This is a genomic window from Enhygromyxa salina, from assembly GCF_002994615.1.
Lineage (GTDB): Bacteria > Myxococcota_A > Polyangia > Nannocystales > Nannocystaceae > Plesiocystis > Plesiocystis salina_A.
Genome location: NZ_PVNK01000306.1, coordinates 1 through 14,194 on the forward strand (window position 1 = coordinate 1; position 14,194 = coordinate 14,194).

11 protein-coding genes are annotated in these 14,194 nt (G+C 70.9%); 8 read left to right on the plus strand and 3 right to left on the minus strand.

The features are described 5' to 3' along the window. Nucleotides 1–311: 311 nt before the first annotated feature. Nucleotides 312–1,973, minus strand: coding sequence for a serine/threonine protein kinase (locus tag ENSA5_RS34590; protein ID WP_308726589.1), 1,662 nt, complete (start codon nt 1,971–1,973; stop codon nt 312–314). A gap of 386 nt (nt 1,974–2,359) precedes the next feature. On the opposite strand from ENSA5_RS34590, the gene ENSA5_RS34595 reads away from it, so the two are divergent. Together ENSA5_RS34595 and ENSA5_RS34600 are read left to right on the plus strand one after the other, a co-directional pair. Beyond that, a complete protein-coding gene (locus ENSA5_RS34595) occupies nt 2,360–3,244 on the plus strand; it encodes a hypothetical protein (protein ID WP_106395995.1) in 885 nt (294 codons plus the stop codon). Further along, complete coding sequence (locus tag ENSA5_RS34600) at nt 3,244–3,750, plus strand: hypothetical protein (RefSeq protein WP_106395996.1); 507 nt, start codon at nt 3,244–3,246, stop codon at nt 3,748–3,750. Before ENSA5_RS34595 ends, ENSA5_RS34600 begins: the two co-directional genes overlap by 1 nt. Nucleotides 3,751–3,755: 5 nt before the next feature. Here ENSA5_RS34600 and ENSA5_RS34605 read toward each other — a convergent pair whose 3' ends face one another. Beyond that, nucleotides 3,756–4,406, minus strand: coding sequence for a 5-formyltetrahydrofolate cyclo-ligase (locus tag ENSA5_RS34605; RefSeq protein WP_181198465.1), 651 nt, complete (start codon nt 4,404–4,406; stop codon nt 3,756–3,758). 89 nt (nt 4,407–4,495) lie between these two features. Between ENSA5_RS34605 and ENSA5_RS34610 the strand changes: the two genes are divergently transcribed. Together ENSA5_RS34610 and ENSA5_RS34615 are read left to right on the plus strand one after the other, a co-directional pair. Next, on the plus strand, nt 4,496–5,986 hold the full coding sequence (locus ENSA5_RS34610; RefSeq protein WP_106395998.1) for an amidase: 1,491 nt from the start codon (nt 4,496–4,498) through the stop codon (nt 5,984–5,986). 98 nt (nt 5,987–6,084) lie between these two features. Next, a complete protein-coding gene (locus ENSA5_RS34615; RefSeq protein WP_106395999.1) occupies nt 6,085–6,720 on the plus strand; it encodes a glutathione S-transferase family protein in 636 nt (211 codons plus the stop codon). A gap of 578 nt (nt 6,721–7,298) precedes the next feature. Here the strand turns inward: ENSA5_RS34615 and ENSA5_RS34620 are convergent. Continuing rightward, complete coding sequence (locus ENSA5_RS34620; RefSeq protein ID WP_258183112.1) at nt 7,299–8,330, minus strand: NAD(P)H-dependent flavin oxidoreductase; 1,032 nt, start codon at nt 8,328–8,330, stop codon at nt 7,299–7,301. A gap of 722 nt (nt 8,331–9,052) precedes the next feature. Between ENSA5_RS34620 and ENSA5_RS34625 the strand changes: the two genes are divergently transcribed. From ENSA5_RS34625 to ENSA5_RS34640, 4 genes are all read left to right on the plus strand, one after another. Continuing rightward, entirely contained in the window at nt 9,053–11,515 is a 2,463-nt protein-coding gene (locus ENSA5_RS34625; RefSeq protein WP_106396000.1) for an Hsp70 family protein, read from the plus strand. Nucleotides 11,516–11,518: 3 nt separating this feature from the next. Beyond that, nucleotides 11,519–11,989, plus strand: a complete 471-nt coding sequence (locus ENSA5_RS34630; RefSeq protein ID WP_106396001.1) for a hypothetical protein — start codon at nt 11,519–11,521, stop codon at nt 11,987–11,989. Next, entirely contained in the window at nt 11,986–13,566 is a 1,581-nt protein-coding gene (locus ENSA5_RS34635; protein WP_146156436.1) for a hypothetical protein, read from the plus strand. The genes ENSA5_RS34630 and ENSA5_RS34635 overlap by 4 nt, the downstream gene beginning before the upstream one ends. Before the next feature lie 125 nt (nt 13,567–13,691). Continuing rightward, complete coding sequence (locus ENSA5_RS34640; RefSeq protein ID WP_146156437.1) at nt 13,692–14,129, plus strand: hypothetical protein; 438 nt, start codon at nt 13,692–13,694, stop codon at nt 14,127–14,129. Nucleotides 14,130–14,194: the final 65 nt, after the last annotated feature.

Genomic DNA, 14,194 nt, shown 5'->3' on the forward strand with positions numbered 1-14,194 from the left:
CGCCTGTGGGGGTCAAATCGAGCCCCCTTCTAGGGGGCCACGCAAACGATCGCGCAGCTCACCCCAGCCCACCGAGAGAGGGAGCGCAGCGACCGAACGACCGGCCGCGCAGCGGCCGTGCGTGGCAGAGTCGCTGACGCCTGTGGGGGTCAAAAAAAACCCCCTTCTAGGGGGCCACGCAAACGATCGCGCAGCTCACCCCAGCCCACCGAGAGAGGGAGCCCAGCGACCGAACGACCGGCCGCGCAGCGGCCGTGCGTGGCAGAGTCGCTGACGCCTGTGGGGGTCAGATCGAGCCCCCGCCCCTCGCGCTAGTCCAAACGCGCGAGGGCGAGACCGGCAGGCTTTTCGAGCGAGACGCGATAGCTCCGGCCGGCGGCGACCCTGATCCGTCCAGCGGGGACCCAGGCCTGGTCCGGGGTCTCGCGGACCCAGACCCGGTGACGACCCGGCGACAGCGGGATCGTGGCGACGGGCTCGAGCGCGCGCTGCTGCCCGGCGACCTTGACCCAGACAAAGAAGAATTCATGGGCCGCGAACTCGACCTCGGCCGGCTTCGCGTCCTCGACCTCGGGCTTCGCCGGCCTGGCGCGCTTGCGCCGGGGACCTGGCGCGACCGCAGGCTGGGCCTCGGGCGCGGGCTCTAGCTTCGCTGGCGTCGGCTCGAGCTTCGCTGGCGTCGGCTCGAGCTTCGCTGGCGTCGGCTCGGTCGGCGCCGTCGCCGGTCGGCTGTCTTTCGGCGCGACACGGTCCTCGGCGGGTTCGGGTCGAGCCTCATCGGCGAGCGCCTCCGGGGGAGTCTGAGCCTCGCCGTGCATCCACGCGAAGCCGAACCCCAGGCAGATCCCGAAGCTCGCGAGGGTGGCCATGAGCACCGGTCGGCGCCAGCGTCGACGCGTGGCGGCCCGTGCCCCCAAGAGCGAGCGAGGGGTGGTCTCGGACGCCGCGTCGTCGGGGTTGCGAACGGTGCGCGTGGCCAGCTCGGACGAGTCCGGCGGAAACGAGCCCTCGCGCACGGTCGGCTCGTCGCTCACCTCGACCTCTTCGCCGGTCGACGCGACCGTCAGGCCAGTCCGGGGGCCCTCGACCCCGGATCGCCCGCGAACCAGGACCGCGAGCTCGTGACCGAGGTGAGCGAACCCCGGCCACTCGCGCAGGAGCTCGAGGGCCTCGGTCGCAGACTGCGGCCGCTGGTCGGGGTCCTTGGCGAGGAGGGCGTCGCGCAGCGCCAGGAGCTCGGCGGGGACGTCGGTCCGAACGAGGTCGGGGACGTCCCCGCTCATGACCATGCCGAACAGCTCGTCGCGATCGAGACCCGCGCGGAAGCGGACCCCGTCGAGCAGCTCCTGCATCATCGCACCGACCGCGAACAGGTCGACGGTCGCGCTCTTGGACTCACCGCGGACCTGCTCCGGCGGCATGTAGCGCAGCTTGCCGCGGACATGGACGCCAGAGGTGTCCTCGCTGGCGAGGCGCGCGACGCCGAAGTCACTGATCTTGACCTCGCCGCTGACCGAGATCAGCACGTTGTGCGGCGAGATGTCGCGATGGACGACGGTGTTGGTCTGCGCGCCCTCGCTGAGGCCGTGGGCGTAGACGAGCCCGCGCAGGACCTCGCCGATGATGTGCGCGACGACCTCGATCTCGAACGCCTCCCCGCTCTCGCGCATGCTCGTCCCGAGGCGCGATAGATCCAGGCCGTCGACCCACTCCATGACCAGGTAGCTGCGCCCGCGCTGCTCGCCGACGTCGAACACCTGCACGATGTTGGAGTGGTTCAACATCATCGTGAGCCGGGCCTCGTCGACGAACATCCGTCGGTAGACCGGGTTGCACGCCAGGTGCGAGGCGAGCAGCTTGATCGCCACCGTCTTGGTCGCGCCCCCCATGGCTCGACGCCGCCCCATCCAGACCTCGGCCATTCCACCCGAGGCAATTCGGCGCACCAACGCGTATGGACCTATTCGTTGCACAGTACGGTCATAAAATGATGGCTATCAACGGCCTGTCAAGCGACAAATATGTACGCGCAATGTCGGCAGTTCTGCGCTTCGGGTACCATTTTTGGCCCAATTGACAGTCAATGATCTGAGTACCAGGGCGTCGCCGACGCTGACCGCGAAAATATTTCCAGCTGACTGCAGGGTCGGAAAAGCGGGGTTTTAAGCTGAGCTACGCGGGCGTTGACGCGACACTCCATGCTAGCTGGCGACGGTCGGCGCATCAGGACGACAATATGGCTATTAGTAACATATTGACCCTCGTCGCACTGCTCACACTTCAACCTACATCCGGCAATGCGGACACACGATCCATTGACGACGAATATAATGCGGCCACGACCGCGGTCGAGCTTGCGATGATCGAGATCAACACCGACCCCGAGAGCGGCCGCGACAAGCTCCGCGCGGCGCTGCTGGAGCTCCATCGCTTCGCTCCGCTGCTGGCCGAAGATCCCGCGACCCTCGAGCTCCGGACCATGGCCGAGCTCGCGCTGGCCCGGGCCGAGCTCGCAAAAGGTGATCGCTACGCCGCGTCGCGCACGATCGATCAGACCCTCGAGTCTCTCGGTGACATCCCGGTCGCCACTGAGCGCCTCGGTCCGAGCCTCGGCGCGCTCGTCGAAGAGCGGCGCGAGGTGTTGATGGCACGAGGTCTCGCCCGCCTCCGCGTCGAGTGCAGCGTCGCGTGCCGCGTGTTCGTCGACGAGCGTCACGCGGGCGACGTCGACGGGCCTGGCTCGGCCCGCGAGCTCGCGCTGCCCCTCGGTAGCCACCGCGTGTGGGTTGAGGCGATCGACGACCACAACGAGGGCCTCGAGCCGCGCCGAAGCTCAATCTCGCTCGATTCGGCCGACGAGCGCCTGACCCTGACCTACCCCGAGGCGGCGCCGGCCCCCGCGCTCGACCTGTCGAGGGGCGATCGACGCCGGTTCAAGCGCGGCCCGGCCTGGATCCGCGTGGCCCCGCGCTGGGTCGAAGCGACGACCTTCGTCGTCGGCACGGCGGCGGTCGTCGCGGGCGCGGTGCTCTTGGCGATCGACAGCCGCTGCCCGCGGGGCGTCGATCCCCGCGACACGGCCGCGTGTCCGAAGGTCTACGACACGCGCACAGCCGGCATTGGGCTGGTCTCCGCCGGGGCCGCCGGGGGCCTGATCGGAGGCGTGATGTTGATCGTCGACGAGGCCCGGGTCGGCGATCGTCGGGGCCACGAGCTGGGCCTGACCTGGACGGTGAGCTTCTGATGGCGCGCTCGACTTCAAGCGCAACGCTCGCGACGATCTCGGTCGTCGCGCTCACGCTCTTGCCACTGGGCTGCATGAAGCCCAACCCGCTGATCGAGCTGCTCGCCGAGGACATGGCTGAAGACGAGAGCGGAGACGAGAGCGGAGACGAGAGCGGGGACGAGGGCGGGAACGAGGGCGGAGACGAGGGCGACACCGGCACCGACGGAGACGACGGCGCGCCGTGGCCCGATCCAGACAGCGACATCCCGATCGGCGAGGGCAACGCCTGCGCCCCGCTCGACGATTTTGCGGGCGAGTGCGGGACCTGCATGAGCGCCAACTGCTGCGAGCTCGCGCTCGCGTGCGCCGAGGTCGAGGACTGCGCGTGCCTGGCCGACTGTCTGGTCGCCGGCGGGAGCTCCGGCGAGTGCAAGAACGACTGCGGCGGGGTCAAGCCCAAGGAGATCGCCGAGCTCGAGCCGCTGCTCGAGTGCGCGAGCGAGATGTGCAGCTCGGCGTGCTGAGGCGCTCACGCGCCGGGTCGCGCGACGCAGCGCTCGACGCCCGCGTCGGTCGCGAGGTAGTCCATCGCCAGGTCATGGCCGAGCATCGGGATCGGTCCGCCAGGTGGATCGACGAAGGCGACCGGGCACACGCCACACAGCGTCGGCATGGTCAGGCTCGGATCGCCGTGACGGGTCGCGAGGGCGCGATCGTAGTGCCCGGCGCCAAAGCCCAGCCTGGCGCCGTCGCGTCCAAACCCGAGGCCAGGGACCAAGATGAGATCGACGCCGCGCTCGGGGCCGGGCGCGAGCTCGCCGGGGCCGTGGATCGGGGGCTCGAGCAGCCCCATTGCGCCGCGCTCGAGCCGATCGAGGTCGACGCAGGGCCAAAAGCGCATGCGCCCGGGTCCCGTCAGGCGGGGCAGCCACACCGACTTGCCCGCGCCGAGGCAGCGCTCGAGCAGCGGGCGGGTGTCGACCTCGCCGCGCACGCCGACGAAGGCCGCGATCCCGCGGGCCCCGAGCCACAGCGGATGCTCGGCGAGTTCGCGAGTGAGCGCGCCTGAGACGATCTCGAGCTGCGCTCGCGGCATCGACCGACGCAGGCCCAGCAGCTCGGCGCGCAAGCTCTGCTTGCGGTCTTGCCCGGGCACGTAGTGACTGCGCGCGTCGGTCACGGCGAGCACCATACACAGATCGACGGCCGCGGGGCGGGCCCGAGCAGGCGGCCCTGGCCAGCGACACGCGCCGACGCTACAACCGCCGAATGTCGGGCTTCGAAGATTATGACCAACACGACGCGACCGGGTTGGCCGAGCTCGTCCGCCGCGGCGAGACCTCGGCCGCCGAGCTGGTCGACGCCGCGATCGAGCGGATCGAGGCGCGCGACCCGGCGCTCAACGCGGTCGTCCACCGCAGCTTCGAGCGCGCCCGCGCCGAGGCCCAAGCTCCCGACGCGCTGCCCGACGGAGCGTTTCGGGGCGTGCCCTTCCTGCTCAAAGATCTCAAGGCCTTCGACGCGGGCCAGCCGAGCACCAACGGCTCGCGCCTGTTCGCCGAGCGCCGGGCCACGCACGACGACGAGCTCGTGCGTCGCTTCAAGCGGGCCGGGCTGATCATCTGCGGCCGGACCAACACCCCCGAGCTCGGGATCCTCGGCGTGACCGAGCCCGAGCTCCACGGACCGACGCGCAACCCCTGGGATCTCGAGCGCACGCCTGGCGGCAGCAGCGGCGGGTCCGGAGCGGCGGTCGCGGCCGGCATGGTCCCGGCCGCCCACGCGAGCGACGGCGGCGGCTCGATCCGGATCCCGGCCAGCAACTGCGGCCTCGTCGGGCTCAAGCCCACGCGCCACCGCGTCCCCCTGATGGCCCCGACGGGCTCGTGGGGCGGGCTCGCGGGCGCGCACGTGGTGACCCGCACCGTCCGCGACAGCGCGGGCTTGCTCGACTGCCTCCACGGCCCGAAGCGGGGCATCGGCGAGCACTTGCCGCCCCCCGAGCAGCCCTTCGCGGCCGCGCTCGAGCGCCCGCCCGAGCGCCTCCGCGTCGCCCTGTGTACGCGCGCGCTGCTGGGCCGCGACACCGATCCCGCCTGCGTGCACGCGGCCGAGGCCGCCGCCAAGCTGTGCGCGTCGCTCGGCCACTCGGTCGAGGAGGCGATGCCCGAGTTCGATCGCGCCGCCCTGACCCGGGCCTACCTGACGATGGTCGTGTCGGGGACCGCGGCCGCGGTCCGCAGCTACGAGGCCGAGCGCGGGCGCAAGGCCCGAGCGGGCGAGCTCGAGGCCAAGACCTGGCTGCTCAAGATCATCGGCGAGTCGCTCAGCGCGGGCGAGTACATCGAGCAGCTCGAGTTGATCCAGACCGCCTCGGTCAAGATCGCCGAATTCTTCGCCGACTACGACGTCCTGATCACCTCGACCTTGGCCCAGCCGCCGCTGAAGGTCGGCGAGATCACCAACACCGCGCTCGAGCGCAACGCCGCCCGGGTGTTTCGGACGATGCCGGTCAAGCGGGTGATGCTCGCGCTGCTCGACGACCTCGCCGAGGACCCGCTCGCGGCGACGCCGAACACCCAGCTGTTCAACATGACAGGCCAGCCAGCGATCTCGCTGCCGCTGCACTGGGACGACGCCGGGCTGCCGATCGGCGTACAGTTCGCGGGGCGGCTCGGCGAAGAGGAGCTGCTCTTGCGCCTCGCTCGGCAGCTCGAGCAGGCCAAGCCCTGGGCCGGGCGGCGGCCGCCCACGGGTTGACCGCGCGCGGACCAACCTCTGTCCCGCAGGCGCCTGAGCTGCCCGCCCGCCGACGCGAGCCGGCTGAGCCCCGCCCCGAGCCGGGGTACAGTCGGGCCATGAGCAAACCCGTCATCACCGGCTTCCCTCAAAGCAACTACGTCTGGACCGTGCGCGCGGCCCTCGGTCACAAGGGCGTCGACCACGAGTTCAAGCCGATCGGCCCGGCCGACAGCAAGACCGCCGAGCACCTCGCCCGCCACCCCTGGGGCAAGGTCCCCGTGCTCGAGCACGACGGCTTCGAGGTCTACGAGACCACCGCGATCTGCACCTACGTCGACGAGGCCTTCGAGGGCCCGGCCCTGCGGCCGAGCGACGCCAAGGGTCGCGCCCGCGTGCAGCAGGTCGTGAGCATCACCAACAGCTACCTCTACCCCGCCGCCGTGGTCGACTACGCGCTGCAGTACGTCTTCCCCCGCGGGCCCGAAGGTCAGCCCGATCGCGCGGTGATCGAAGCGGCGGTACCCCAGGTCAAGCAGGCGCTCGAGGTCCTCGAGCGCCTGATCGGCGAGCGCAAGTGGCTCGTCGGCGACACCCCGACCCTGGCCGACTACTTCGTCGGCCCCCTCGTCGCCGTGTGCGGCATGTTCCCCGAGAGCAAGGGCTTGCTCGCAGAGTGCCCCCAGCTCGGCCGCTTGCTGGGCCAGCTGATGCAGGTCCCCGCGTTCACCAAGGGCGCGCCGCCGGCTCCTTGAGCCCCTCGCCCTAAATCGAGCGCTGAATTGAAAAAGCTGAATGATTTTGGGCTAGTACGAGCCGCAAGGCGAGCGTTTGGGGTGAGCGGAGGGGGCTTCGCCGCCGCAGCGAGGGGCCTTTTTGAAAGGCCCCTTGAAGACTAGTACGAGCCGCAAGGCGAGCGTTTGGGGTGAGCGGAGGGGGCTTCGCCGCCGCAGCGAGGGGCCTTTTTGAAAGGCCCCTTGAAGACCAGTACGAGCCGCAAGGCGAGCGTTTGGGGTGAGCGGAGGGGGCTTCGCCGCCGCAGCGAGGGGCCTTTTTGAAAGGCCCCTTGAAGACCAGTACTCGCCGCAAGACGAGCGTTTGGGGTGAGCGGAGGGGGCTTCGCCGCCGCAGCGAGGGGCCTTTTTGAAAGGCCCCTTGAAGACCAGTACTCGCCGCAAGGCGAGCGTTTGGGGGAGCGGAGGGGGCTTCGCCGCCGCAGCGAGGGGCCTTTTTGAAAGGCCCCTTGAAGACCAGTACTCGCCGCAAGGCGAGCGTTTGGGGGGAGCGGAGGGGGCTTCGCCGCCGCAGCGAGGGGCCTTTTTGAAAGGCCCCCTCACTCCGCTGGGCCGGCCTTGGCCGGGCTCGCGGGCTGGGTCTGGGCTTCGACGAGGGCCGCGGCGTAGCGCGCGACGATCGTCCCGGCTGGCTCGACGGCGTCGATGCCGTCGACGCTGCGGCCGGCCTGGAAGTAGTTCTTGTAGCTGGTGCCCTCGAGCGAGGCGTTCTTGAGCTGCCACAGCGAGCGCAGCGAGTAGAAGGCTCGCATCCAGTGCTTGGCCTTGGGGTGCTTGAGCAGGCGGCGGGCGACGGGGCCGGCCTTGGTCCCGATCGCGCGGACGTACTCGGTCTCGATCACGGCGACCGGGACCCCGGAGATGCGCTCGCTGAGCACGATGTCGTCGGCCTTGGCCCCGACGATCGCCCGCTTGTAGTCGTTGTGGGCCAGGCACTCGTCGCTTGCGATGAAGCGGGTGCCCAGCTGCACGGCGGCATAGCCGATGTCGAGGGCCTCGACGAAGCGTCGCTCGTCGCCGATGCCCCCGGCGCAGACCAGCGGCACGCCGAGATCGGCGAGCGACTCGTAGAGCGCCCGCGGATCCTGGTTGCCCGCGTGGCCGCCGGCTCGACGGTTGACGCAGATCAGCCCGTCGACGCCGCCGTCGAGCGCTTTTTGGGCCCACTTTCGCTCGGTCACGTCGTGGTAGACGACGCCGCCGACGGCGTGGACGGCGTCGACGACCCAGCGCGGGTTGCCGAGCGCGGTCACGAAGAAGCGCACGCCCTCGTCGAGCGCGACGTCGACCCACTTGCGCATCCGGTCTTCGTAGACCTTCGACGACTTCTCGACGATCGCGTTGAAGCCGATCGGGCCGTCGGTCACGCGCTTGATCTCGCGCAGGCCGGCCCGGAGGTCGCGCTTGTACACGTAGATCATCGAGAGGGGCTGGACGACACCGAGCCCGCCCGCGGCCGAGACCGCGGCGATCAGCTCGGGGTTGGAGCACGGATACATGGCCCCGCAGATCAGCGGCACCTTTGCCCCCGTGTGGCGGGTGAACGCGGTGGGCGTGGGCTGGCCGGACACGGGCGGCTACATAGCAAAGCGCGGGTGGGCGCGCGAGCGCGTGCAGGTCTCGTCGGGCTCCGCTCGTGCCGCCCTCCAAGCGCTCGAACAGGTTGATCTCGGCCAACTCTCGGCCAACCAAACGACAAGCCCGAGCTGGGTGGGCTCGGGCTTGTCGCTGCCTTCCGTGGCAAGGGGTCTTTGGTCCCGCGCCGACGACATCCGTGTCGCACGAGCGCGCGTTGTCGGCTTGGTGGTTCTATCGGCTGGGCCCGACCTGAGCAACATAAATATTGAAATTATTGGAGCACAGAAATTCCAGTGGCGATGGACATGAGGGGCTCGAAACACGGGATCCGCGGGCTCTGCGAACGATCTAAGGACCAGTGTCGGTAGTCTCATGAGATATCACACCATGTAGGATCCTGGACATTGAACGATCTCGAGCAATTCGAGTTCCTCCCTCACCTGGCCCCAATGACCCGAAAGAGGCACTCTGAGACACTCTGCTCGTGCCCGCCTTGGTCACTCGCTGATCACGCCTGTCCCTTCGAACAAACGCCGTACTTTGGATCGCAGCAGCTCTTGGTTCTAGTTCAGCTGAATTTTTCGAAGGCACGACGTGGTGCCAAATTCCACTCGTACTGGAATTTCAGACCACGCGCTCAGGCCACAGGCGCCCGACCCGTCGCGTGCTACGGTTTGTCGCCGCTGCCCTCCGCAGCGGGCAGAATCGCACTCCCATGTCGGACAAGCCCCTCTACGTAGGCTTCGACCTCGGGACCACCAACTCCGCGGCTGCCGTGTTTGACGGTGACCAGACGGTGGTGGTCCGCAACAGCCACGGCAGCACGCTGACGCCCTCGGTCGTGCGGATCGACGCCCGCGAGCGGGTCAGCGTCGGGGCCAAAGCCCGGCGCTTCCTCGACCGCGACTCGGCCAACACCCACCACGAGTTCAAGCGGCTGATGGGCACGGGCAAGGCCCTGGAATTTCCAGCCGCAAAGCTCAACAAGCGTCCAGCCGAGCTCGCGGCGCTGATCCTGGCGTCGATGCGCAAGGACGTCGAGGATCAGTTCGGCGTCGCGCCCACGCGCGCGGTCATCTCGGTCCCCGCGCTGTTCGAGCTGCCCCAGAGCGCGGCGACCTCCGAGGCGGCCGAGCTCGCGGGCTTCGAGAAGGTCGAGCTCCTGCAAGAGCCGATCGCCTCGGCGCTCGCGGCCGGGTGGTCGGCCGACGACGACGAAGGCGCGTGGTTGGTCTACGACCTCGGCGGCGGGACCTTCGACGCCTCGCTGCTCGAGACCGCCGAGGGCTTCTTGCGGGTCGTCGGCCACGACGGCGACAATTTTCTCGGCGGGCGCGACTTCGACTGGGCGATCGTCGACTGGGCCATCGCCCAGATCGAGGCCAGCGACGGTGTCGTGATCAGTCGGGCCAACCCGGCCCACGCCGAGGTCGTCCGGCTCCTCAAGCAGGCCGCCGAAGAGGTCAAGATCGAGCTCTCGCGCAGCGGGACCGCGGTCCTGGTCCCGGCCACGGAGCTCGAGCTCGACGGCGAGCTCGTCGAGGTCGAGCTCGAGCTCGACCGCGACACGGTCGAGACCCTGTGCACGGCCCTGGTCGAGCGCTCGGTCGAGGTCTGCCGTCGCCTGCTCCGGCAAAACCGGGTCGAGCCCGGCGAGCTCGGCCGGATCGTGTTCGTCGGTGGGCCGACCATGATGCCCTTCTTGCGCGATCGCGTGGGCACGATGCTCGGGGCCCCGATCGCCGATGGCCACGACCCCATGACCCTCGTCGCCCAGGGCGCGGCGATCTACGCCGCGACCGCCGGGCTCGACGCGCGCCCGGCCGAGGCGGCGGGGTCAAAACACCGCGGCCGTCGGCTGTGGCTGCAGTACCCGGCGGTGTCCTCGGATCTGTGTCCGCACGTGGTCGGCCGCGTCGTCGACGGCCCCGGACCCAGGCCCGACCGCCTCGCGCTCCACCGCGGCGACGGGCTGTGGACGAGCGAGTCGGTCACCGTCGACGGCGAGGGCGGCTTCGTGATCGGCGTCGATCTGCTCCCGCGCAAGTCCAACGTGTTCAAGGTCGTCGCCAGCGATGGTGAGGGCAACCCGGTGCCCGTCGACCCGCCGACGATCACGATCGTCCAGGGCGTGACGATCAGCGACCCGCCGCTGTCGCGGACGATCGGCGTGGCCCTGGCCAACGACGCGGTCCGGACCTACTTCGAGCGCGGCACGCCGCTGCCCGCCAAGCGAACCTTCACCCACAACACGGTCGAGTCGGTCGCCAAGGGCAGCGCGGGCAGCGTGCTCAAGATCCCGATCGTCCAGGGCGAGTTCGATCGCGCCCACCTGTGCCGGCTCGTCGGCAGCCTCGAGATCCCCAGCGGCGAGATCGCGGCCAGCCTCCCGGCCGGGTCCGAGGTCGAGCTGACCCTCGAGCTCGATCGCGGCGGCCGGCTCTCGGCCCGCGCCCTGGTCCCGAGCCTCGATCAGATCTTTCAAGAGGTCGCCCATCTGCTGGTCCCGGCCGCCGATCCCGAGGTCATGCAGGCCACCGTCGAGGCCATGCGCGAGCGCCTGGTCTCGCTGCGCGGCGACGCCTTCCGCAACGGCACCCCGCAGATCCTCGGGACCCTCGATCGGGTCGAGCAGGGCCTCAGCGAGGTCGAGCGCGACCTCGAGGCGACCCGCGGCGGCAACGAAGACGCCGGCCAACGGGCCCGGCGCAGCCTGCTCGAGCTCGACGCCGACCTCGAGCAGGTCGAGCAGACCAAGCGCTGGCCCGAGCTCGAGGAGCGCAAGGTCCGAACCTTGACCTGGGCCTCGGCCTGCATCAGCCAGTACGGCACCCCGCGCGAGCAGAAGCTGTTCGAAGAGGTCAGCGAGGCGATCGACCGAGCCGCGACCGAGCGAGATCCGCGCGAGCTCCAACGCCAGCTGCGCCTCGTCCGGCAGCTCGGCGAGACCGCCTGGTACCGCGATCCTTCAACCTGGGAATTCCTGTTCGAGGACGCCGCGTCCAAGGCCGACTCGGCCACCGATCTGCCCCTCGCCCAGAGCCTGGTCCGCGAGGGTCGTCAGGCGGCCACGCGCAACGACAACCAGGCCCTGCGGCGGGTGACCGAGCGCCTCTGGCGGCTGCTGCCTGCCGACGTCAAGACCCGGCAGCAGAGCTTCGACTCGGGAGTGCGCTGAGCGATGGCCGGGGCGCGACGAGGCCCGAACGAAGCTGGCCACGAGGGGGGCGCCGGGCTCGGCAGCAGCGGCGCCCGCAGCGAGCACAGCGAGGCCGCGCGCGAGCGCCTCGCGACCAATCCCTTCTACGTGTTGGGCCTGCGCCCGGACTGCACCCGGGCCGAGGTCGAGCGCCAGGGTCAAAAGCTGATCGGGATGCTCGAGCTCGAGCTGTCGGCCGCGCTTCGCTACCGCAGCCCGCTCGGCGAGCACCCCCGCTCGCCGCAGCTCGTGCGCGCGGCGATGGCCGAGCTGCGCGACCCCAACCGCCGGCTGCTCCACGAGCTCTGGGCGAGCCTCGATCCTGACGCGGGCCCAGACGCGAGCCCGGACTCGGGCCCAGACGCGCCCACGGACGAGGCCGGCCCTCCGAGTGAGCTGCGGCCCTTCCCTGCTCTGGCCGCGCTCGGGTTCGGCGATTGGCGGCGGCGATGAGCCCCCGCGCGCGAGGGCCGAGCGCGCAGGCCGTCAGCCCCCTGATGTTGGCGGGGCTGATCGCGGCGCTGTCCGCCGCGACCGGCAGCGCCCGCCACAAGCCCGAGGCCCCGATCGCCTCGGGGGCGGTCGTCGCCGCGTTGATCTGGATGATCCTCGGCCCGGTCTGGCTGGTCGAGCTCGGCCTGCTCATCGACGCGCTGCGCAGCGGTGACCTCGCCGACGTGGCCCTCGCCCTGGTCGTGCTCGCCACGACCACGATCGTGCTCTTCCCCTGGCCGATCGCGCGCTCGCTGCTGATCCCGCGCGGGCAGGTGCGGCTCGCGTGGGCGGTCACGCGGCTGAGCTTTTGGGTCTGGCGCCGGGACGTCCGCGGCGGCGCCCTGATCGCGGCGAGCTGGGCGGCGACGCGCCGGGCCCAGCGAGGCGTCGAGCTGTCGAGCGAGCTGATCACCTGGATCGACCGGCGGATGGCCGCGGCGCCCAGGGGTGCGGTGCGGTGGAAGCTCGGCGGCGCCGGGATCATCGCGGCGGGGCTCCTGGCCGAGGCACGCCAGGACCGAACCCAGACGCGCCGCCTCCTGAGCTCGGCCGCCGAGCTGGCCGAGCCGACCCGTCCGCGCCGGGCGATCGCCTTGGCCTCGGAGTGGCTGTGCGCCGAGGCGATCGAGCGAGGCGCCTGGCGCGAGGTCGAGTTCCTCGCCCGGACCGCGCCGCTCGAGACCCGCACGACCAAATTCCTCGGCTCGGTCGCGGCCCGCCTGAGCAGGGTCGCGCCAGTCCCGAGCGACCTGGTCCTGCGCTGGCAGTGGTTCGCCGCGCCGCACCGCCTGGCCACGCGCGAGCTCCTGCTGCGCGCCCTGGCCACGCCCGCGACCGCCCGCGAGGCCAGCGGTGAAGCCCGACGGGTCCGCGATCCCGTGGTCGCCGAGGGACCGCCGCTGCTCGTCGCGCTCTCGCTCCACGCCCAGGCCCTGGGCCTCGCGCCATCGGACCTGCGCCGCGACGAGATCAGCCGGCTCGCGCGGGCGTGGGACGCCGCGCTCGCAGACCCCAGCCTCGACCAGCGCCTGGCCGAGCGCGGCGCGGCGCTCGGGGCTCACGCCAGTCTCCAGCGCCCGGATCAGCTGTCCGAGCTCGTCCGCGAGGATCTGCTCGGGCTCGTCCGCGGCGCGGGGCTCGAGCTCGGGCAGCTCAGCGAAGACAGCGAGCTCCTCGGCCGGGCAGCCCGACAGCTCCGCGGCGAGCTCCTCGACGGGCTCGAGATCGCCACGGGCGCGCTCGAGTCTCGGGTCGACAGCAAGCGCGAGCTCCCGGCCCTCGACGAGTGGGCCGCGTTCCTGGCCCTGCGCGAGCAGTACGCCGAGGCGGCGTCGCTCGGCGGCCTCGGGCTCCGACGCCTCGCGTTTGGCACCGTCCACGGACCGGTCTGCTCCCTCGCCGTCTGGCTGTGGAACGATCGCAGCGAGCGGGCGCTCGCAAACGCGATGTTCCGCTGGCTGCTCGCCGAGGCGGTCGTCGTCGACGACGCCGCGGCCGTGCGCCTCCAAGAGCGCAACGTGGACTGCGGCGTCTGAGCCGAGCGCTCGCTTCGCTCGGGGCCCGAACCCCGTTCGCGGGTGGCCCGAAATTGGGCCACACGGCCGCTTGACACCATCCGTGGGTACTGGCAGAAAGACTGAACACAAGCACAGGTGCCCAGATGAGTAGCCAAGCCTCCAACGCGTCCAATTTGCCCGAGCCTGTCCGCGCTGTCCTCGCCCTGTTCGAGGGGCCGCTCGAGGATGTCCGCTTCCCCGATGTCGACCGCGACACGCTGCGAGCCTCCGTCGCCGAGGTCGAGCGACGCCGCGCGAGCCTCCAGGCCGCGCTCGAGACCGTCTCGGCCGCGCGGGCCGAGCTCGAGGAGGGCCAGAGCGCGCTCCTGGCCCAGGTCCGCCGCGCCCACGCCTACGCCTCGGTCTACGCCGAGCGCGACGAGCAGCTCGCCGCCGCCGTCGGGGCGATCAAGCTCGACGGGCGGGCCCTCGCGCCCAAGAAGAAGCGCGGTCGGCCGCGCAAGCGGGCCGAGGCCAAGCGCCAGACGAGCCTGTCGGTCGCCGACGACGCGCCCGCGAGCGAGCCCTACCCGCCGCGATGACGGCCTGAGGGCCCCGCGCCGTGGGCCCCTTCGCCCGCCCCTTCGCCTTCTCCCGCCCCTTCTCC